The organism is Streptomyces sp. NBC_00989 (assembly GCF_045162655.1).
GTDB lineage: Bacteria > Actinomycetota > Actinomycetes > Streptomycetales > Streptomycetaceae > Streptomyces.
In genome coordinates this window covers 7515031-7534765 of record NZ_CP108728.1, presented here as the reverse complement: position 1 = coordinate 7534765, position 19735 = coordinate 7515031, and the positions used below count along the sequence as shown (strand labels likewise).

Annotated in this window: 17 protein-coding genes and 1 pseudogene; 3 read left to right on the top strand and 15 right to left on the bottom strand. The window is 71.7% G+C overall.

All coding sequences use genetic code 11. The features are described from left to right. Position 1 precedes the first annotated feature (1 nt). Together ybeY and OG714_RS33595 are read right to left on the bottom strand one after the other, a co-directional pair. Positions 2-499 (bottom strand): rRNA maturation RNase YbeY, encoded by a 498-nt coding sequence (ybeY, locus tag OG714_RS33600; RefSeq protein ID WP_405839883.1) that lies wholly within the window; start codon positions 497-499, stop codon positions 2-4. Positions 500-511: 12 nt separating this feature from the next. Continuing rightward, positions 512-1567, bottom strand: a complete 1056-nt coding sequence (locus tag OG714_RS33595) for a PhoH family protein (RefSeq protein WP_033285958.1) — start codon at positions 1565-1567, stop codon at positions 512-514. A 339-nt stretch (positions 1568-1906) separates the two neighbouring features. On the opposite strand from OG714_RS33595, the gene OG714_RS33590 reads away from it, so the two are divergent. Beyond that, positions 1907-2632, top strand: coding sequence for an FAD binding domain-containing protein (locus tag OG714_RS33590; RefSeq protein ID WP_406126653.1), 726 nt, complete (start codon positions 1907-1909; stop codon positions 2630-2632). A gap of 67 nt (positions 2633-2699) precedes the next feature. Here OG714_RS33590 and OG714_RS33585 read toward each other — a convergent pair whose 3' ends face one another. The 3 genes from OG714_RS33585 to OG714_RS33575 all read right to left on the bottom strand — a co-directional run bounded on the left by OG714_RS33585 (position 2700) and on the right by OG714_RS33575 (position 6239). Then, a complete protein-coding gene (locus tag OG714_RS33585) occupies positions 2700-3860 on the bottom strand; it encodes a carbohydrate kinase family protein (RefSeq protein WP_406126651.1) in 1161 nt (386 codons plus the stop codon). A 196-nt stretch (positions 3861-4056) separates the two neighbouring features. After that, positions 4057-5346: a glucarate dehydratase family protein gene (locus tag OG714_RS33580; protein WP_406126649.1), complete on the bottom strand. Its 1290-nt coding sequence runs from the start codon at positions 5344-5346 to the stop codon at positions 4057-4059. Then, positions 5343-6239, bottom strand: a complete 897-nt coding sequence (locus OG714_RS33575; RefSeq protein ID WP_406132052.1) for a 5-dehydro-4-deoxyglucarate dehydratase — start codon at positions 6237-6239, stop codon at positions 5343-5345. Before OG714_RS33575 ends, OG714_RS33580 begins: the two co-directional genes overlap by 4 nt. 170 nt (positions 6240-6409) lie before the next feature. On the opposite strand from OG714_RS33575, the gene OG714_RS33570 reads away from it, so the two are divergent. Beyond that, positions 6410-7192 carry an IclR family transcriptional regulator gene (locus OG714_RS33570; protein WP_406126648.1) on the top strand — a complete coding sequence of 261 codons (783 nt, stop codon included), beginning with the start codon at positions 6410-6412 and terminating at the stop codon, positions 7190-7192. Positions 7193-7439: 247 nt separating this feature from the next. Beyond that, positions 7440-8779 (top strand): annotated as a pseudogene (locus OG714_RS33565) (MFS transporter). 32 nt (positions 8780-8811) lie between these two features. On the opposite strand, the gene OG714_RS33560 reads toward OG714_RS33565, so the two are convergent. The 10 genes from OG714_RS33560 to hrcA form a co-directional block, all read right to left on the bottom strand. Then, a complete protein-coding gene (locus OG714_RS33560) occupies positions 8812-9804 on the bottom strand; it encodes an adenosine deaminase (RefSeq protein WP_406126646.1) in 993 nt (330 codons plus the stop codon). Positions 9805-9824: 20 nt separating this feature from the next. Further along, positions 9825-10730: a ribonuclease Z gene (locus tag OG714_RS33555; RefSeq protein ID WP_406126644.1), complete on the bottom strand. Its 906-nt coding sequence runs from the start codon at positions 10728-10730 to the stop codon at positions 9825-9827. A 6-nt stretch (positions 10731-10736) separates the two neighbouring features. Next, positions 10737-11090, bottom strand: coding sequence for a histidine triad nucleotide-binding protein (locus OG714_RS33550; protein WP_406126643.1), 354 nt, complete (start codon positions 11088-11090; stop codon positions 10737-10739). Positions 11091-11187: 97 nt separating this feature from the next. Further along, the gene (locus OG714_RS33545) at positions 11188-14409 is read right to left on the bottom strand and encodes a S41 family peptidase (RefSeq protein ID WP_406126641.1); all 3222 of its coding nucleotides are present in this window, start codon (positions 14407-14409) and stop codon (positions 11188-11190) included. A gap of 70 nt (positions 14410-14479) precedes the next feature. After that, positions 14480-14992 (bottom strand): hypothetical protein, encoded by a 513-nt coding sequence (locus OG714_RS33540; RefSeq protein ID WP_406132051.1) that lies wholly within the window; start codon positions 14990-14992, stop codon positions 14480-14482. Between the two features lie 143 nt (positions 14993-15135). Further along, entirely contained in the window at positions 15136-15528 is a 393-nt protein-coding gene (locus tag OG714_RS33535; protein WP_406126639.1) for a VOC family protein, read from the bottom strand. A gap of 16 nt (positions 15529-15544) precedes the next feature. Continuing rightward, on the bottom strand, positions 15545-16297 hold the full coding sequence (locus OG714_RS33530) for a 16S rRNA (uracil(1498)-N(3))-methyltransferase (RefSeq protein ID WP_406126637.1): 753 nt from the start codon (positions 16295-16297) through the stop codon (positions 15545-15547). Then, the gene (locus OG714_RS33525) at positions 16294-17370 is read right to left on the bottom strand and encodes a nitronate monooxygenase (RefSeq protein ID WP_406126636.1); all 1077 of its coding nucleotides are present in this window, start codon (positions 17368-17370) and stop codon (positions 16294-16296) included. Before OG714_RS33525 ends, OG714_RS33530 begins: the two co-directional genes overlap by 4 nt. Before the next feature lie 143 nt (positions 17371-17513). Then, on the bottom strand, positions 17514-18647 hold the full coding sequence (gene dnaJ, locus OG714_RS33520; protein ID WP_328683406.1) for a molecular chaperone DnaJ: 1134 nt from the start codon (positions 18645-18647) through the stop codon (positions 17514-17516). After that, complete coding sequence (hrcA, locus tag OG714_RS33515) at positions 18648-19664, bottom strand: heat-inducible transcriptional repressor HrcA (RefSeq protein ID WP_200682116.1); 1017 nt, start codon at positions 19662-19664, stop codon at positions 18648-18650. Positions 19665-19735 lie beyond the last annotated feature (71 nt).

The window sequence follows — 19735 nt, the reverse complement described above, 5'->3', positions numbered from 1 at the left end:
CCTAGGAGACCGTCGGAGCCGGGGAGGGGCCGGTGTGGCCCTTCTCCGCGCGCCAGCCGTCCACGATGGCGGCCTGGAGGCCGAACATCTCGGCCTTCTCGTCCGGCTCCTCGTGGTCGTAGCCGAGGAGGTGCAACACACCGTGGACGGTGAGGAGTTGGAGCTCCTCGTCCATGGTGTGCTGCGTCTCCGCCTCGGCCCCCTGCTTCGTGGCGACCTCCGGGCACAGCACGATGTCACCGAGGAGCCCCTGCGGCGGCTCCTCGTCGTCCTTGCTCGGCGGACGCAGCTCGTCCATCGGGAAGGACATGACATCGGTCGGCCCGGGCAGGTCCATCCACTGGATGTGGAGCTGCTCCATGGCGTCCTCGTCCACGACGATCACCGAGAGCTCGGAGAGCGGGTGGATGCGCATCCGCGCGAGGGCGTAGCGGGCGATGTCGAGGATCGCCTGCTCGTCGACCTCGGTTCCGGACTCGTTGTTGACGTCGATCGACATGGTCGTGCTGATCTACTTCCGCTTGTCACGGGCACCCTTGTGGGTGCCGTTCTCCGTACCGTTCTCGCTGTCGTACTTCTCGTACGCGTCGACGATACGGCCGACCAGCTTGTGCCGGACGACGTCCGCCGACGACAGGCGGGAGAAGTGCACGTCGTCGAGCCCCTCCAGGATGTCCTGCACCTGCCGCAGCCCCGACTTCGTGCCGCTCGGCAGGTCGACCTGCGTCACGTCACCGGTGATCACGATCTTCGACTCGAAGCCGAGCCGGGTGAGGAACATCTTCATCTGCTCGGGGCTCGTGTTCTGGGCCTCGTCCAGGATGATGAAGGCGTCGTTCAGCGTGCGACCACGCATGTAGGCCAGCGGCGCCACCTCGATCGTGCCCGCCGCCATCAGCTTCGGGATCGACTCCGGGTCGAGCATGTCGTGCAGGGCGTCGTACAGGGGGCGCAGGTACGGGTCGATCTTTTCGTAGAGGGTGCCCGGGAGGAAGCCCAGCCGCTCGCCCGCCTCGACCGCCGGGCGGGTCAGGATGATCCTGCTGACCTGCTTGGCCTGGAGGGCCTGGACCGCCTTGGCCATGGCGAGGTAGGTCTTGCCGGTACCGGCGGGGCCGATGCCGAAGACGATCGTGTTCTTGTCGATCGCGTCGACGTACCGCTTCTGGTTGAGGGTCTTGGGGCGGATCGTGCGGCCTCGCGAGGACAGGATGTTCTGGGTGAGCACCTCGGCCGGTGTCTCCTCGGGACCATCCCCGTTCTCACTCGCCCGCAGCATGGCGATCGAGCGTTCCACTGCGTCCTCCGTCATCGGCTGCCCGGTGCGCAGCACCAGCATCATCTCGTCGAACAGGCGCTGGACGAGGGCGACTTGGCGGGCGTCGCCGACCGCGCTGATCTCATTGCCCCGGACGTGGATGTCGGCCGCCGGGAAGGCCTTCTCGATCACGCGCAGGAGGGCGTCTCCGGACCCCAGGACGGTGACCATCGGATGCTGGGCGGGGACGGTGAACCGTGCTTTCGCCTGCTCCTGCGCGGGGGTGTGAGCTGTGGGTGTCTGAGTCATGGGCCGGCTCTGTAGGCCTTACTCGTCCTCCTCGAAAAGACTCGCCCGCCACAAGGGCGGCCTGGTGGTTTCCAGGGTACGCCGGGCCACTGACAACGCCGTAGGGCTTTTCGGTGACCGTCGGGCCACGAAATCCGGGCCGGTCCCGGGACTGGGTCCTGCCTTGCTCCGGGAGCGTGTCCGGCGCAGAGGAGGCGCGCGGGGTGCCGCCGTGAGCCCTGTTCGCGCCCCCTCGCTTGTACGGACAATGTGCTGAGTCAGCCAAGTGTCAGCAGGAGATCCGGCCGGTGGGCCGTGGCTCCCACCGCCGGGCCGTACAGGGAAAGCAGGTCGGCCGCTGTGTTCGTGCGTCTGCCCACGTCCGTGTCCGAAGCGCAGGAGTGCCTGGTCGAGGGGGCGGTGCCCGTCGGCGGGGCGACGCTGGTGTGGGCCTCCTGGCAACGGGACGGGTTCCCCGAGCAGGCGGTGTCCCTGCGGGAGCTGCCCGAGGCGAAGGTGATCGGGGACGGGGCGCTGGGCGCGGCCGTACTGCTGCACGAGATGGACGAGCGGGTGCCGGAGGTGCTGCGGCGGGCCGCGGCGGGCGTGGGGACCGGTGCCGTGCGCCGGACCGCCACCGTCGGCGGCAACATCGTCGGCAGCACGCTGCGCTGTCTGCTCCCCGCCGCGCTGGTGCTGGACGCCCGCGCGGTCGTCCTGGAGGCGGACGGTCCCGTCGAGACCGACCTCGCCGAGCTGCTGGCGAAGCGGCCGGTGCTGTTGAGCCTGCGCTGGCGGGAGCCGGTCGCCAGTGGCTACCGCAAGCTGACCGGTGTGCTGCGGGGCGAGGTTCCGTTCGTGGTCGCGGTGGCGGTGGGAGCGGTGGAGGGCACGGAGGCGCGCGTCCTGCGGGTCGCGGTCCGTGACGGTTACGACGTGCTCAGCGAGACCGTCCCCTACGACACGGACGCCGGCCGGATTCTCGGCACCCTGGCGCTCACACCGCTCGGCACATTGCCCGAGGCGGTCTTCGAGGCGGTACGGGAAGAGGTCACCGGGGTGGTGGAGCGGGCGGGGGCTCGGTGATGTCGGGACGCGGGTCGAGCAGGAACGTTCCGCTCCCGGGCGGCCGAACAGCGACCGTCCCCGCCGCCTAGGTCGACCGGCCGAACCCGATCGTCGGCACCGCCCGCCGCAACGGCCACGGACTGCCGCTGCCCTGCTCCACCTCCGGTACGAGTCCCGCCAGGAACGCGTACCGGTCCAGGGCGGTGGGGTCCTGGCCCTCGACCGACTGCACCCTGCGCCACCAGGCGCCGATCTCGGACCAGCCCGGTGCGGAGAGGGAGCCGCCGAACTCCTGGACGGAGAGGGCGGCGGTGAGTCCGGCGAAGGCGAGGCGGTCGGCGAGCGGCCAGCCGGCCAGGGTGCCGGTGACGAAACCGGCCACGAAGACGTCGCCCGCGCCGGTGGGGTCGAGCGCCTCGACGGCGATCGCCGGGACCTCGGCGGACTCTCCGGTACGCCGGTCCACGGCGTAGGCGCCGTCCGCGCCGAGGGTGACGACGGCGAGCGGTACGTGTTCGGTGAGCGCGTGGGCGGCGGCGCGGGGGCAGTCGGCGCCGGTGTAGCGCATGGCTTCCTCGGCGTTCGGCAGGAACGCCTCGCAGTGCGCGAGGTCGGCGAGTCCGGCGAGGTCCCAGGCGCCGGTGTCGTCCCAGCCGACGTCGGCGAAGATCCGGGTGCCCTCGCTCGCGGCCTGGGCGACCCAGGGGGCCCGCTTGCCGGGGGTGAGCGAGGCGACGGCGGCACGCGCGCGTGGCGGGCAGTCAGGTGCGCCCCCTTGCCCGAACACGACCTCCGGGGGCGGCTCGTGACCGTGCGACACCATCGTGCGTTCGCCCTCGTACGCCATCGACACGGTGACCGGGGAGTGCCAGCCGGGAACCGTGCGGGAGGTGGAGAGGTCGATGCCCTCGCCCTGTTGCAACGCGTCCCAGCAGTACTCGCCGTAGTGGTCGTCGCCGAAGGCCGCGGCCAGCGAGGTCCGCAGCCCGAGGCGGGCGAGCGCGGTCGCCATGTTGGCGACTCCACCGGGGCTCGACCCCATCCCGCGCGCCCAGGACTCGGTGCCGCGCACGGGGGCGGATTCGAGCCCGGTGAAGATGATGTCGAGGAAGACGGTGCCGGTGAGATACACGTCCCAGGGCGGATCGTCCGCCGCGCGCAGCCCGGCCAGCGGATCGACCCCGCAGGACGGCCCTTCGCTGCGGGACGACGGTCCTTGTCCGGTGGACGCGTTGGACGCGGTCACGGTGCGCTCCCTGACGTGATACGGATCAGGCCAGTGTGCACCACCACGCACGCGTGGGGACGGCTCCCGCTCCGGTGCCGCCCGTCGCACCGGTATCGGTCAGCCGCAGGTCCCGGCCCTACGGTGCGTGCCGCAGCCGGTGCCGCCCCGCCCACGGACACCGCACCGCACGCGTCCGGATCCGGTCACCCGGTTCCTACCAGCGCGGCATCGAAGGCGTGACCCACTCCGGGTCCGTGATCCGCATCGCCGCCGCGTCGTCGCGCTCGCGCAGCGAACCGTCGTCGTCGAGCCACCGCTGGTGCAGGAACTCCAGCTTGGCGCGGTCGAGTTCGACGCCGAGGCCGGGTGCGTCGGAGACGGTGACCTTGGCGTCGGTGAAGGTGAGGCGTTCGGTGAGGACGTCCTCCGACTGCCAGGGGTAGTGGGAGTCGCAGGCGTGGTGGAGGTTCGGGACGGTCGACGCGACGTGGGTCATCGCGGCGAGGCTGATCCCGAGGTGGGTGTTGGAGTGCATGGAGATGCCGACGCAGAACGTGCGGCAGATGGCGGCGAGTTGCTGGGTGTTGCGCAGTCCGCCCCAGTAGTGGTGGTCGGAGAGCACCACCTGCACGGCGTCCTTCGTGAACGCCTCCTTGATCTCGGCGAACGTCGTCACGCACATGTTGGTGGCGAGCGGCACCCCGGTCCCGGCGGACACCTCGGCCATGGCGGGGGTGCCCAGCGCCGGGTCCTCCAGGTATTCGAGGACGTCCCCGAGTTCCTTCGCGACCTTCAGCGAAGTCTCCACGGACCAGGCGCCGTTGGGGTCCAGGCGGAGGGGGTGGTCGGGGAAGGCCGCCGCCAACGCCCGTACGGCGGCGATCTCCTCGTCCGGCGGGAACACCCCGCCCTTGAGCTTGAAGGAGGTGAAGCCGTACCGCTCCTTGAACTTCCGTGCCTGCTCGACGACTCCGGCCGGGTCGATCGCGGCACCCCAGTCGTCCTTCTCCGCCGTCACGCCCTCGGGATGGTCGGCCCACTTGTAGAACAGGTACGCGCTGTACTCGACCGCGTCCCTCAACTTGCCCCCGAGCAGCGCGTGTACGGGCAGCCCGAGCGCCTTGCCGAGGGCGTCGAGGCAGGCGACCTCGAAGGCGGAGACGACGGACAGCCGCAGCTTGTCGGCGGTCTGGACACCGCGCAGCCCGCCGACGTCGACCTGCCCGGAGACCCGGGAACTGTCGACGGCCAGCTCGTCGGCGACCGTGAACAGGCCGTTCAGGTCGCTGACTTGACGGCCGATCAGCTTCTCGGCGAAGGGGCGGGCCAGTTCCAGGTACTTGGTGTCGCCGTAGGTCTCGCCGAGGCCGGTGATCCCGTCGGCCGTCTCGATCTCGACGATCAGGCGCGGGGTGTAGGGCTGGTGGACGCCCTGGGTGTTCAGGAGGGGCGGGTCGGCGACCAGGATCGGGGTCAGGCGGACGTCGGCGATGGTGAGGTTCACAGCGCGGCTCCTACGAGGTCGAGTCCGGTGGCGAGCAGGGTCGTGAGCTCGGCCAGGTCGGCGGCCGAGGGGTCGGTGAGCGGGGCGCGCACGGGTCCCACCGGCTGGCCGCGCAGCCGGGCCGCCGCCTTGACCAGCGACACGGCGTATCCCGGTACGCGGTCGCGGAGTTCGACGAGCGGGACGTAGAAGTCGCGCAGCAGTTTCTCGACCGCCTTGTCGTCGCCGTCCCGCAACGCGGCGAAGAAGGCGTTCGCGATCTCCGGGGCGAAGGCGTGGACGGCGGAGGAGTAGGCGGGGACGCCGACCGTGGCGTAGGCGCGGGCCTGGATCTCGGCGGTCGAGGCGCCGTTGAAGAAGAGGAAGCCCTCGGGGGCGGCGAGCGTGAGGCGTTGGAGGCGGTCGAGGTCGCTGTGGCCGTCCTTGAGGCCGATGACGCCGGGGATCGCCGCGATGCGCTTCAACGAGCTTGCGGTGAAAGCGACTTGGCCGCGCTGGTAGGCGATGAGCGGGAGCCGGGTGCGGGCGGCGACCTGCTCCAGCTGGGCCACCAGGCCGTCCTGCGGGGCGGCGACGAGGTAGTGCGGCAGGACGAGGAGCGCGTCGGCGCCGGCCTCCTCGGCGATGCGCGCGAAGCGGGCGGCCTGCGCCCAGCCGTAGCCGACACCGGCGACGACGGGGACGCGGCCGGCCGCCTCCTCGACGGTGATGGTGACGACCGTGCGGTACTCGTCCTCGTCGAGCGAGAAGAACTCGCCGGTGCCGCAGGCGGGGAACACGGCGCCGGGGGTGGTGGCGATCCGGGCCGCGACATGGGTGCGGAAGCCGTCGGGGTCGAGGGAGCCGTCGTCGTGGAAGGAGGTGAGCGGGAAGGAGAGCACTCCGCCCGCCATCCCGTCCCGGAGCCTGCGCACCACGGTCTCCGTGTCGCCGTTCACTGTGCCATCTCCCTATGTAGACATCATCCACGTATGAGGACAGAGATTAGATACGCGAACCGCGACCGTCAATGGGGCCGTCAACGGGGCGTCACGCCTCGGCCGCCCCTCGCTACCATCGGCGCATGTCAGAGCCCGGTGGCGTCCGCGAGGTGAAGTCCGCCGCCCGCACGGTCGAGCTGCTCGAACTGCTCGCCGCGCGCGGCGACCGTCCCGCGCGCCTCCAGGAACTCGCCGACGAGCTGGGCGTGCCGCGCAGCTCCATGTACGCCCTCCTCCAGACCCTGATCGCACACGGCTGGGTCCGCACCGACATCACCGGCTCGCTCTACGGCATCGGCATCCACGCCCTGCTCACCGGCACGAGCTATCTGGACTCCGACCCGCGCGTGAGAGTCGTACGGCCGTATCTCGACGAGGCGTCCCAGGCGCTCGGCGAGACGATCCACCTGGGGCGGCTCGACGGGCGGGACGTGGCGTATCTGGCGACGCGGGAGTCGCACGAGTACCTGCGGACCATCAGCAGGGTCGGGCGACGGCTCCCGGCCCACGTCGGCGCCCTGGGCAAGGCGCTCCTCGCCGAACGGCCGGACGCCGAACTGCCGGCCGGGCCGTACGAGGCCGCCACCCCCAACACTCACACCTCCCGGGACGCGTTGGCCGCCGACCTCGCCTCGATCCGCGCCCGGGGCTATTCGATCGACCGTGAGGAGGGCGTCCTCGGGATCGTCGGCTTCGGCTTCGCCCTGCGCTACGACAACCCGGCGCTGGATGCGATCAGTTGCTCGGTGCCGGTGGTTCGGCTGACGCCGGGGCACGAGGAGCAGATCGTGGCGGTGATGCGGGAGGTCAGGGCGGAGATCGAGTCGGCGTCGCCCGCGGCCGGTGGGGCCGTGCACTGGCGGTAGCGGGCGCACCTTCCGGCCTGCATCGACAGGAGCCGGACGAGCCGGATGACGCCGCCCGGCACCAGGAATTGGGCGCTCGTTTACCCGGTCCCCCCGACCCCAAACTGAACGTGCCCCAGATCACACCCCCCGCCCTTCTTCGCGAACCGCGTGCTTGATACAAATTGGCCGCGCGTTCCTGTCCGTCGACGGTCGTCGCCCAATCCCCCTTTTTGAGCCGCTTCTTTCGCATGCCCTGGGAACGCCCGTGTTCGCCCGCACCACCACGCCCTGGCCCCTCGTCGCCCTTTTCACGGCCGGGTACCTCGCCCCCTACCTCCTGCCCACCACCGTCGGCCGCCTCGACGCCGGGCTTTCGCTCTCCGCCACGCAGGCCGGTGCCGTCGGCAGTGCGCTGCTGCTGAGTTCGGCCGCGGCGGGCTTTCTGCTCGCCTCGCGCGTCGACCGGGTCGGCCCGCGCACACTCGCGCGGATCGGCCTCGCGCTGGCCGTTCTCGGCTACGGCTCGGCAGCCCTCACGCATGCCGTCCCCGCGGTCGTCGCCGGCGCGGTGGTCGGCGGCTTCGGATCGGGTACGGCCACCACGGTCGCCGCGTCCGGGATCGCCGCCGAACGGGACCCCATCGCGCTTCCACGCTCGGCCTGTTGTGCGTGTCGGCGCTCGCGGGTGCCGTCTATCTGACGGTCCCGCACCTCGGCGCGGGCCACGGCCAGCCGCTCGCCGCGATCGCCCTCACCGCACTCGCCGTATGGCCACTGACCGGACGACTCCCGGTCCGTACGACGACGGCGCACACGCGCGTGGAGACCGCCGGACTCCCCCACCGCCGCGCCGGACTGGTCCTCGCCGCCACCCTGCTCTGCTGGTCCCTCGCCCAGAACTCCCTCTGGGGCGTCAGCGGCCGCATCGGCATCAACCAGGCCCACCTCTCCGAGGTCACCGTCGGCGCGGTCTTCGCGATCGCGCTCGGCACCGGCCTGGTCGGCGTGATCGGCGCGGGCGCGCTCGGGGCCCGGCTGGGGCGCGCGGTGCCGATCGGCGCGGGGACGGCGCTCATCGCGGGCTGCATCGTGCTCAGCGCGTCCGCGCACGACCTGAGGACGTTCGCGACCGGCGAGATCGCCTGGAACACCCTCTACCCGATCGTCCTGTCCTACGTCCTCGGTCTCGCCGCCTCCCTTGATCCGCGCGGGCGTTGGGCCGTCCTTGTCGGCTCGGCCTCGTCCCTCGGCACGGCGGCGGGCCCCCTGGTGGGCAGCGTGCTGTCGGCGCGGGCCGGGTTCCCGGCGATGGGCGCGATCCTCGCGGCGGGGCTGGTCGTGATCGCCCTGCCGATGACCGGGGTCGCCCTCCACACCGGCGGTCGGCTGCTGGTGCCGGGCACGGTCCGGCGGCGCGGGGGCACCCCGGCCGCCGTGGTCGCCGCGTCGACCGGCTTGCCCGGCTCGCCCTGCGGCACGATTCCGCAGACCGGCCCAACCGAGCAGCCGGTCGTCGAGATCCCGCTGGACACCCCTGCCATCCCAGCCCAGGGCGACTACGACACGGCGGGACCTCGGCAGGCGGCCACGGCGACCGGCGGCTGAGCGCTCCCGCGGCCCGCGGCCCCACCACCCGCCTACGAGAACTCGTACGCCTCCACCTCGGCCAGATAACGTGCCCGCCGTTCCTCGTCGTCCTCCAGGAAGGACGCCACGAAGGAGTTGCGGGCCAGCTCCCGCAGCCGGTCCTCGGTCAGGCCGAGGGCCTCGCGCACCGCGTCGAAGTTGTCGCCCGCGTAGCCGCCGAAGTAGGCCGGGTCGTCGGAGTTGACCGTGCAGAGCAGGCCCGCGTCCAGCATGGCGGGCAGCGGGTGCTCGGCGAGGACGTCCACGGCGCGCAGCCGGACGTTCGACAGGGGGCACAACGTCAGGGGGATACGGTCGCGCACCAGCCGCGCCACCAGTTCCGCGTCCTCCATGCACCGCAGTCCGTGGTCGACGCGCTCGACGCCGAGGATGTCGAGCGCCTCGGTGATGTAGGCCGGCGGGCCCTCCTCACCGGCGTGCGCGACACGTCGTAGACCCAGCGCGGCGGCGGCCTCGTAGACCTCGCGGAACTTCACCGGCGGGTGGCCGACCTCGGCCGAGTCGAGGCCGATGCCGGTGATGCGGTCGAGGTAGGGCTTGGCCGCGTCCAGGGTCTCCAGGGCCGAGCCGGCGGACTCGTCGCGCAGGAAGCAGAGGATCATGCGGGTCGAGATGCCGTGGTTGGTCTCGCTGCTGCCCAGCGCCCGCCACAGGCCCTCCACCACCGTGCCCATGTCCACGCCCCGCGCGATGTGCGCCTGCGGGTCGAAGAAGATCTCCGCGTGCCGTACGCCCTGCGCGGCGGCGCGGGCGAGATAGGCGTTCGCGAGGTCCTCGAAGTCCCGCTCGGTGCGCAGGACGGCCATCAGCTCGTAGTAGAGGTTCAGGAAGGTCTGGAGGTCCTCGAAGAGGTACGCCTTGCGGAGTTCCTCGGTGTCCGCGTACGGCAGCTCCACGCCGTTGCGGGCCGCGAGCGCGAAGGCCAGCTCGGGTTCCAGGGTGCCTTCGATGTGCAGGTGCAGTTCGGCTTTGGGAATGGGCATCGAAGTATCGTACGGGTGTTTTACCGCCGTTTCGGAACCGGCACCCTGAGTAGATCGTGCGCCACGGTCAGCTCCCCCTCGAACCCCGCCGCCCGCGCCTGCCGCTCGAACTCCTCCGGTTCGGAGTAGCGCTGACTGAAGTGCGTGAGGACCAGGTGCCGTACACCTGCCTCCCGCGCCACCCTCGCGGCCTGCCCTGCGGTCAGGTGGCCATGGTCTACGGCCAGTTGCTCGTCCTCGTCCAGGAACGTCGACTCGATGGCCAGCAGGTCGCAGCCCTCCGCGAGGGCGTGCACCCCGTCGCAGAGGCGGGTGTCCATGACGAACGCGAACCGCTGCCCGTGCCGTACCTCGCTGACCTCGTCCAGCGAGACGCCGTCGACCGTGCCCTCGCGCTGGATGCGGCCCACGTCCGGGCCCTTGATGCCGTGCGCGGCCAGGCGGTCGGGGAGCATGCGGCGGCCGTCGGGTTCCGTGAGGCGGTAGCCGTAGGACTCGACGGGGTGGGAGAGCCTGCGGGCTTCCAGGGTGTACGCGGGAGTGGTGGCGAGTACGCCGTCCTCCGACACCGGGGACTCCGTGATGCCGACCGTCTCGCGGTACGCCGTGGCGTAGCGCAGGCGGTCGAAGAAGCGCTGGCCGGACTTCGGGTAGTGCGCGGTGATCGGGTGCGGGACGCGGTCCAGGTTGATGCGCTGGATGACGCCCGCGAGGCCGAGGGAGTGGTCACCGTGGAAGTGGGTGACGCAGATCCGGTTGAGGTCGTGCGCGGCCACCCCGGCGCGCAGCATCTGGCGCTGGGTGCCCTCGCCGGGGTCGAAGAGGATGCCCTCGCCGTCCCAGCGCAGCAGGTAGCCGTTGTGGTTGCGGTGGCGGGTGGGGACCTGGCTGGCTGTGCCGAGGACCACGAACTCGCGTACGGACATGGCGAGTTACCCGGGCGGCCACTGCATGCCGCGGCCGCCCATGACGTGGGCGTGGGCGTGGAACACGGTCTGGCCCACGCCGCTGCCGGTGTTGAAGATCACCCGGTAGCTGTCGAGCTTCTCGTCGGTCGCCACCTCGCCGGCCTCGCGCAGTACGTCTGCGGCGACCGCGGGTTCGGCTGCGGCGAGGGAGGCGGCGTCGGGGTAGTGGACGCGGGGGATGACCAGGACGTGGGTCGGGGCCTGGGGGTTGATGTCCCGGAACGCGACGGTGGTGGGCGTCTCTCGGATGATCGTCGCGGGGATGTGGCCTGCGACGATCTTGCAGAACAGGCAGTCGTCCTGTGGGTCCCCTGACATGGGCGTTCCCTCCGAGGCTGGGGGTGCTTTACGCGGGGCATCGTATCGTCGTTGGGTGCAGGTGCGTTGTGGCTGGTCGCGCCGTTCCCCGCGCCCCTTAAGTTGGCAGGACTGGCGGGGTTTTCGCCGGAACGGTCTCCAGTTTCTCCAGCGCCAGCCTGATTGCCTCGTCCAGCTGGGTGTCCCGTCCCGCCGCGTAGTCCTGTGGGCGCTGGACCACCTCCACGTCCGGATCCACCCCGTGGTTCTCGACCCCCCACCCGTAACCCTCAAGCCAGAACGCGTACTTGGGCTGGGTGATCAGCGTGCCGTCGACCAGGCGGTAGCGGCTGTCGATGCCGATCACGCCGCCCCACGTGCGCGTGCCGACCACCGGGCCGATGCCCAGTGCCTTGATCGCCGCGTTGACGATGTCGCCGTCGGAGCCGGAGAACTCGTTGGCCACGGCTACGACGGGGCCGCGGGGGGCGTCCTCGGGGTAGCTGTAGGGGCGCATGCCGCGGGGGAGGTCCCAGCCGACGATGCGGCGGGCCAGTTTTTCCACGACGAGCTGGGAGGTGTGGCCGCCTCGGTTCTCGCGGACGTCGACCACCAGGCCCTCGCGGGCCACCTCCACGCGCAGGTCGCGGTGGATCTGGGCCCAGCCGGGGGCCTGCATGTCGGGGACATGGAGGTAGCCGAGGCGGCCGCCGGACTTCTCGTGGACGTAGGCGCGGCGGTCGGCGACCCAGGCGTGGTAGTAGAGGGGTTCCTCGTCCGCGAGGGGGACGACGACCGCGTGGCGGGGGTCTCCGCCGCCTGCCGGGGAGATCGTCAGCTCGATCGGTTTGCCCGCCGTGCCGACGAGGAGGGGGGCGGGGCCGGTTACCGGGTCGACGGGTTGTCCGGCGACCGCGAGGATCGCGTCTCCCGCGCGGACGGCTACGCCGGGGGCGGCGAGCGGGGCGCGGGCGTTCGGGTCGGAGGTCTCCGAGGGCAGGATGCGGTCGATGCGCCAACTGCCGTCCGCGTGACGGGAGATGTCGGCGCCGAGCAGGCCCTGGCGTTCGCCGTGGCCGTGGCCGCCGCGCGGGGTGACGTAGGCGTGCGAGGTGCCGAGTTCGCCGTGCACCTCCCAGAGGAGGTCGACGAGGTCGTCGTGGGTGGCCACGCGGTCGAGGATCGGGCGGTAGCGGTCCAGGACCCCGTCCCAGTCGACTCCGCTCATGTCCGCGCGCCAGAAGTTGTCGCGCATGATGCGGCCGGTCTCGTCGAACATCTGGCGCCACTCGGCGGCCGGGTCGACGGTCTGGCGGATGCGGGACAGGTCGACGTTGATGTTCGAGTCGCTGTCGTCGTCGTCCGAGCCCGAGGCGCGGCGGTCGCTCGGGACGACGCGGAGTTTGTGGTCCGTCCAGAGCAGGACGCGTTTGCCGTCGCCGCTGACCTCGAAGTGGTCGGCGTCCCCGGCGAGGTGCTCGATGCGCTGCTGGGCGAGGTCGTAGCGCTCCAACTCCGTTTTGGGGTCCGGGTCTTCGGGGGTGGCGCGGGTGGAGCCGAGGACTCCCTGCACCGGGTGGCGCAGCCAGAGCACTCCGTCCTTGGCCGCTCGCAGGTTCGTGTAGCGACCTGCCTCCACCGGGAAGGGGACGATGCGGTCGGCGAGGCCTTCGAGGTCGACGCGGGTGGTGGGGCGGCCCTCGCTGTCGGGGGTCTCGTCCTTGTCGGGGGCCTCGAAGGGGCGGCCGTGCCGCTGCGGTCCGAACGGGGACGGGGTCGTCGCGGCGAGGGTGATCAGGTGCGGGCGGTCGCCGACCACGAAGGCCAGGTCGAAGACGAACTCGTCGTAGACCGGGTCGAAGGAGCGGGTGGAGAGGAAGACCAGGTGCTTGCCGTCGAGGGTGAAGGCGGGGGCGTAGTCCTGGAAGCGGAGCGGGGTCGCCTCGGTGACCGACAGGTCGGTGGTGTTGGCGAGCTTGAGCTGGCGCAGCGGGCGCGGGCCGGGGTGCGACCAGGCCAGCCAGGCGGAGTCCGGGGAGAAGGCGAGGCCGGACGCGTCGCCGTTCTCGCTGCGGTCGACCTCGCGGACCTCGCCGGTCTCGCGTTCGACGAGGAGGACGCGGCCGTCGTGCGAGCCCACGGCGACCCGGCTGCCGTCGGGGGCCACGGTGAGGGCGAGGACGCGGCCGAGCTGTCCGGCGGCGATTCTGCGCGGGGTGGCGCCGGGGGCGAGGCCGGTGGCGGGGGCGAACTCCAGGGCGTCGTCGCCCTCGGCGTCCGTCACCCACACCACCCACTCCTCGCCGTCGGCGCGGAAGGTGCGGGGCAGCCGGGCGCGGACGCCGGGGGTGGCGGCGAGCGCGCGGGCCGGGCCGGAGCGGTGGGTGACCCAGTGGACGGCGCCGCGCACGGCGACCGCGCTGCCGCGTGCGGTGTGGTCGGGCGACGCGGACCCGAACCAGCGGGCCGCGGGCACCGGGAACGGCTGCTGGTCGATGCGCTGGCCGCCGAGCCGGATGTCGAGGCGGCGCGGCTCGGCGCCGTCCAGGTCGTCGAGGAGCCAGAGTTCACCGGCGGAGGAGTAGACGATCCGGGTGCCGTCACCGGACGCGTGCCGGGCGTAGAAGCCGTCGAGCGGGGTGTGCCTGCGGAGGTCGGAGCCGTCCGCGAGTGAGGAGTAGAGCGCGCCGGTGCCCTCGTGGTCGGAGAGGAACGCGATCCGCTCCCCCGCCCACACCGGGTACTCGATGTTGCCGTCCAACTCCTCGTGCAGGCGCGTGAATTCGCCGTCGCCGTCGCGGTCGATCCACAACTTGCCCGCCGTGCCGCCCCGGTAGCGCTTCCACCAGGCGGCCTCGCGGCCCATGGGCGCGGAGAGGAGGACCGTGGCCGTCTCGCCGCGGGCGACGTCGCCGACCCAGCCGTACGGGAGGGTGGTCGCGGGTCCGCCGTCCAGCGGGACCGAACGGGCCCAGCTGCGGCGGAGGTTGGCCTGGCCGTGGGTGCTGGTCACGAGGACCTCGCCGGCGGCGGTCCAGCCGCGCACCTGGGTGCGTGAACTGCCCCAGTACGTCAGGCGCCTGGCGGGGCCGCCGTCGACCGGGGCGATGTGCACCTCGGGGGCGCCGTCGCGGGCGGAGGTCCAGGCGACCGTGGTGCCGTCGGGCGAGATGCGGGGGTGGGTCACTGGCACGTTCTCGGCGCTGACCCGCCAGGCCCGGCCGCCGCCGTCGGGGGACGCCAGCCACACGTCGTCCTCGGCGGTGAAGGCGACCAACTCGCCGTGCAGGTGCGGGAAGCGGAGATAGGCCTGGGCTGCGGACGCTGAGGGCTGAGTCACCTGATCAGCGTATGCAGCTACGGCCTGCGACGACAGCGGTTTGGATCACTTGCCCGCCAGGGAAGGGCGGTCACTTGCCCTCCACCGGCCAGCAGGTCGGGTCGCCCTTGCACCAGATCGTCTTCGTCACCGTGACCGTGACGGTCGGGCCCGGGCCGTAGGTGAGACTCGGGTTCGGATTGGACACGGACGACGGCGTCGCCGCGTTGCAGTCGCCGAGCCCGGTGACGTGGAAGACCTGCTTGCCGGCGACCTTGCCCACGAGGTCACCGCGGACACACGCGCCGTCGACGGCCCGGGTGACCTTGCCGGTGACGGTGATGTCCCGGTTGTCGTTGGTCTGCCCCTGGCAGTCGACGCTGACGACCGTGGTCTCGGTCGGCGAGGGCGTCTTCCCGGGCGTGTAGGCCTTGTCGTTGCTGCCGTAGCTGCCCGTGCAGGTCAGCCAGCGCACGCTCACGTGGTCCCGCTTGAGCTCCGCGGTGGCCGTCTTGTCGGTCGTGTACGCGACGGTCGCCGAGCTGAGATCACCGGGCTGGCACGCGACGGCCCCGCCCACGGTCACCATCGCGAGCCCCGCCACAGCGGCCACCCGCCGCCCGCGCGGCCGACGCCAGTTCCGTCTCAACACCCCCATGGACGGCAGCCTGCCACCGTCGGAGCGCACACGGAAGAGCGCATACGGCCACGCGTGCGCCGGGGGCGCGGTCACCGGCGCACGATCCGTCAGCCCCGGAGCAGCAGCCACTCCTGAAGCTCCACCACATTGCCCTCGGGGTCCTTGAGATGGGCGACCCGCATGCGGTCCGTCATCGGCGCGGGCCCGTGCAGCAGCTCCGCGCCCCGGGCGGTGATCTGCTCGCAGTACTCGTCCAGAGCGTCCACGCGCAGGACCACGAGCGAGCGGTGCCCGGTCGCCAAGTCCCCCAGTTCACCGAGGACTTGGGCCATCATCGCCCGGTCCTGCAACGCGATCCCGGCGGACCCCTTGGCGGGGCTGAACTTCTCGTACGGTCCCTCGGCCGCCCCCGACTGGGGCTTCAGGCCGAGGACTTCGGCGTAGAAGCGGTAGCAGGCGGCGAAGTCGGTGACGAGCAGCCGTACTTGAGCGAGTTCCACGGTGATCCCCCCTGGTTCAGGACCAGCGTCCGGTACGGCCCAGGAGCAGGGCGCTCGCCGCGGTCCCGGCGGTCGAAGTACGCAGCACGCTACGCCCGAGCCGGTAGGCCTTCGCCCCCGCCTCCTCGAAGAGCGCCAACTCCTCGGGGGAGACGCCTCCTTCGGGGCCCACGACCAGCACGATCTCGCCCTCGGCGGGGAGTTCGGCGGTGGCCAGCGGCGCGCTGCCGTAGTCGCGGTCCTCGTGGAGGACGGCGGCGAAGTCGGCTTTGGCCAGAAGTGCCGCAACCTGTTTGCTCGTTGCCGCGTCCGCGACCTCCGGGAAGCGCAGCCGACGGGACTGCTTGCCGGCCTCGCGTGCGGTGGCGCGCCACTTGGCGAGGGCCTTCAGACCCCGGTCGCCCTTCCACTGTGTGATGCAACGGGCGGCCGCCCAGGGGACGATCGCGTCGACGCCGGTCTCGGTCATCGTCTCGACGGCCAGCTCGCCGCGGTCGCCCTTGGGGAGGGCCTGGACGACGGTGATACGGGGGGTGGGCTCGGACTCGACGGGGAAATCGTGGAGTTCGACGATCAGCCGGTCCTTGCCCTCGGCCCTGAGGACCACCCCGGCGGCGCCCCGGCCCTGCCCGTCCGTGAGCACGACGTCCTCGCCGGGCTGGAGCCGCCGTACGGAGACGGCGTGCCGTCCCTCGGGGCCGTCCACCTCGGCGACGGAGCCGGGGCCCACGCCCTGGAGGGACTCGACGACGAACACCGGCGCGGTCATCGGAGGTCGCCTCCGGTGGACAACGCTGTCCGGGCGGAGGCGAGTTCGGCGACCAGGACCTCGACCAGTTGGCCGGCGGGCAGCTCGCGGGCCATGCGGTGGCCCTGTCCGGCCCACAGGGCCATGCCCTGCGGGTCGCCGGACGCGGCGGCCTTCTTGCGGAGCGGGGAGGTCAGGTGGTGGATCTCCGGGTACGCGGCGGGGGCGTACGGGCCGTGCTCGCGCATGAAGCGGTTGACCAGGCCGCGCGCCGGGCGGCCGGAGAACGCGCGGGTCAACTCGGTACGCGTGAACAGGGGGTTGGTGAGCGCCTGCTTGTGGAGCGCGTGGGCGCCGGACTCCGGCGCGGCCACGAACGCCGTGCCGAGCTGGGCCGCGCTCGCGCCCGCCGCGAGGGCCGCGGCGATCTGGCTGCCGCGCATCAGACCGCCGGCGGCGACGATCGGGAGGCTCACGGTCTCGCGGATCTGGGCGACGAGGGAGAGCAGGCCGACGCCTGCGCCGTCGTTCTCCGGGAGGTCGCGGTGGGTGCCCTGGTGGCCGCCTGCCTCGACGCCCTGCGCGATCACCGCGTCGGCGCCGGCCCGCTCGACGGCGAGGGCCTCCTCGACGGTGGTGACGGTGACGAGGGTGAAGGTGCCGGCCCGGCGCAGCGAGTCCAGCACCTCCGGCGTCGGGATGCCGAAGTGGAAGGAGGCCACCGGCACCGGGTTGTCGAGCAGGACGGACAGCTTGGCGTCGTAGCCGTCCTCGCGGCCGCTGTCCGGGTCGCCGAGTTCCGTGTCGTACCAGGTGGCCTCGCCGGCCAGCTGGTGGGCGTAGACGTCGACGGCGGCCTTGTCCGCGTACTCCGGCTGCGGCATGAAGAGGTTCACGCCGAAGGGGCGGCCGGTCAGGCTCCGCAGCTGCTTGATCTCCTGGTACATGCCGTCGGCCGTTTTGTACCCGGCGGCGAGGAATCCCAGCCCGCCGGCCTCGGACACGGCGGCCGCGAGACGCGGGACGGAGACACCGCCCGCCATCGGGGCCTGCACGATCGGATGAGGGAAGAGATCGGTCAGTGCGGAGGACATGACGGCATGTTGTCACGTCCTCCGAACAAGTCCGAATCCGGCCTTGGCGCTGGCACATGCCATTACTTTCAGCCGGTCCGGCCATGGAGGACGGGGCCGTTGAGACGAAGAGAGGGTCCGGGGGCGGCAGCCCCCGGACCCTCTCAGCGACCGTTGAAAGCGTCCTTGAGGCGCGAGAACAGCCCCTGCTGACCCGGCTGGAACGTCCCCATGGGGCGCTCCTCGCCGCGCAGCTTGGCCAGTTCGCGGAGCAGACGTTCCTGCTCCACGTCCAGCTTGGTCGGGGTGGTGACCTCGACGTGCACGATGAGGTCGCCCCGGCCGCCGCCGCGCAGATGCGTGATGCCGCGGGTGTGCAGCGGGATCGACTGGCCGGACTGGGTGCCCGGGCGGATGTCGACCTCCTCCATGCCGTCCAGCGTCTCCAGCGGCACCTTCGTGCCCAGGGACGCGGCCGTCATGGGGAGCGTGACCGTGCAGTGCAGGTCGTCGCCGCGGCGCTGGAACATCGCGTGCGGCAACTCGTGGATCTCGACGTACAGGTCACCGGCGGGGCCGCCGCCGGGGCCGACCTCGCCCTCGCCCGCGAGCTGGATCCGCGTGCCGTTGTCCACGCCCGCCGGGATCTTGACGGTGAGCGTGCGCCGCGAGCGGACGCGGCCGTCGCCGGCGCACTCCGGGCACGGCGTCGGCACGACCGTGCCGAAGCCCTGGCACTGCGGGCAGGGGCGGGACGTCATGACCTGGCCCAGGAAGGACCGGGTCACCTGCGAGACCTCACCGCGACCGCGACACATGTCACAGGTCTGCGCGGAGGTGCCGGGGGCCGCGCCCTCGCCGTTGCAGGTGTTGCAGACGACGGCCGTGTCGACCTGGATGTCCTTCGTGGTGCCGAAGGCCGCCTCGTCGAGCTCGATCTCCAGCCGGATCATGGCGTCCTGGCCGCGGCGGGTGCGCGAGCGCGGTCCGCGCTGCGACGCCGTGCCGAAGAACGCGTCCATGATGTCCGAGAAGTTCCCGAAGCCACCGGCCCCGAAGCCCGCGCCCGCGCCGCCCGCCTGCGAGAGGGGGTCGCCGCCGAGGTCGTAGACCTGCTTCTTCTGCGGGTCCGAGAGCACCTCGTAAGCGGCGTTGATCTCCTTGAACCGCTCCTGGGTCTTCGGGTCCGGATTCACGTCCGGGTGCAGCTCGCGCGCGAGCCTACGGAAGGCCTTCTTGATCTCATCCTGCGACGCGTCGCGACGCACGCCGAGAACGGCGTAGTAGTCCGTGGCCACTTAGGACTCCGCCAGGATCTGTCCGACGTACCGTGCCACTGCGCGTACCGCTCCCATCGTTCCCGGGTAATCCATGCGGGTCGGTCCGACCACGCCGAGCTTGGCGACTGCCTCGCCGCCCGAACCGTAACCGACCGACACCACGGAAGTGGAGTTGAGTCCCTCGTAGGCGTTCTCGTGACCGATCCGTACGGTCATGCCCGAATCCCCCGCCTCACCAAGCAACTTGAGGAGGACGACCTGCTCCTCCAGAGCTTCCAGGATGGGGCGGATGGTGAGGGGAAAGTCATGTCCGAAGCGGGTGAGATTGGCGGTGCCGCCGATCATCAGCCGCTCCTCGGTCTCCTCGACGAGGGTCTCCAGGAGGGTGGAGAGCACCGTCGCGACCGTGCCGCGGTCCTCGTTCTCGAAGGCCTCCGGCAGGTCCTGCACGAGCTGCGGTACGTCCGCGAAGCGGCGGGCCGCGATCCGGCTGTTGAGCCGCGCGCGTAGATCCGCGAGCGAGCTCTCCCCGAAGGGCGCCGGGCAGTCGACCATGCGCTGCTCGACCCGCCCGGTGTCGGTGATCAGCACGAGCATCACGCGCGCGGGGGCCAGCGACAGCAGCTCCACGTGCCGGACGGTCGAGCGGGTCAGCGAGGGGTACTGCACGACGGCGACCTGCCGGGTGAGCTGCGCGAGCAGCCGGACCGTACGGCCCACGACGTCGTCGAGGTCCACGGCACCGTCGAGGAAGTTCTGGATCGCCTTGCGCTCGGGGCCGGTCATCGGCTTGACGCCGGCGAGCTTGTCGACGAACAGCCGGTAGCCCTTGTCGGTCGGGATGCGCCCGGCACTGGTGTGCGGCTGGGCGATGTAGCCCTCGTCCTCCAGGGCGGCCATGTCGTTGCGCACGGTCGCCGGGGAGACGCCGAGGCTGTGCCGCTCGGTGAGCGCCTTGGACCCGACCGGCTCCTCGGTGCCGACGTAGTCCTGGACGATGGCGCGCAGCACCTGAAGCCTGCGTTCGCTGAGCATCGCGCACACCTCCAGTTCTGGTCGCCGTTTTGTTGCCGGGCTGCCCTTTCCTGGCACTCTGTGCGCGTGAG

Bases quoted from the DNA above. Each gene is read 5' to 3' on its own strand.
- ybeY (WP_405839883.1), bottom strand. From the start codon at position 499: ATGTCGATCGACGTCAACAACGAGTCCGGAACCGAGGTCGACGAGCAG.
- OG714_RS33595 (WP_033285958.1), bottom strand. From the start codon at position 1,567: ATGACTCAGACACCCACAGCTCACACCCCCGCGCAGGAGCAGGCGAAA.
- OG714_RS33575 (WP_406132052.1), bottom strand. From the start codon at position 6,239: ATGGCGGGCGGAGTGCTCTCCTTCCCGCTCACCTCCTTCCACGACGAC.
- OG714_RS33570 (WP_406126648.1), top strand. From the start codon at position 6,410: ATGTCAGAGCCCGGTGGCGTCCGCGAGGTGAAGTCCGCCGCCCGCACG.
- OG714_RS33560 (WP_406126646.1), bottom strand. From the start codon at position 9,804: ATGCCCATTCCCAAAGCCGAACTGCACCTGCACATCGAAGGCACCCTG.
- OG714_RS33555 (WP_406126644.1), bottom strand. From the start codon at position 10,730: ATGTCCGTACGCGAGTTCGTGGTCCTCGGCACAGCCAGCCAGGTCCCC.
- OG714_RS33550 (WP_406126643.1), bottom strand. From the start codon at position 11,090: ATGTCAGGGGACCCACAGGACGACTGCCTGTTCTGCAAGATCGTCGCA.
- OG714_RS33530 (WP_406126637.1), bottom strand. From the start codon at position 16,297: ATGACCGCGCCGGTGTTCGTCGTCGAGTCCCTCCAGGGCGTGGGCCCC.
- OG714_RS33525 (WP_406126636.1), bottom strand. From the start codon at position 17,370: ATGTCCTCCGCACTGACCGATCTCTTCCCTCATCCGATCGTGCAGGCC.
- hrcA (WP_200682116.1), bottom strand. From the start codon at position 19,664: ATGCTCAGCGAACGCAGGCTTCAGGTGCTGCGCGCCATCGTCCAGGAC.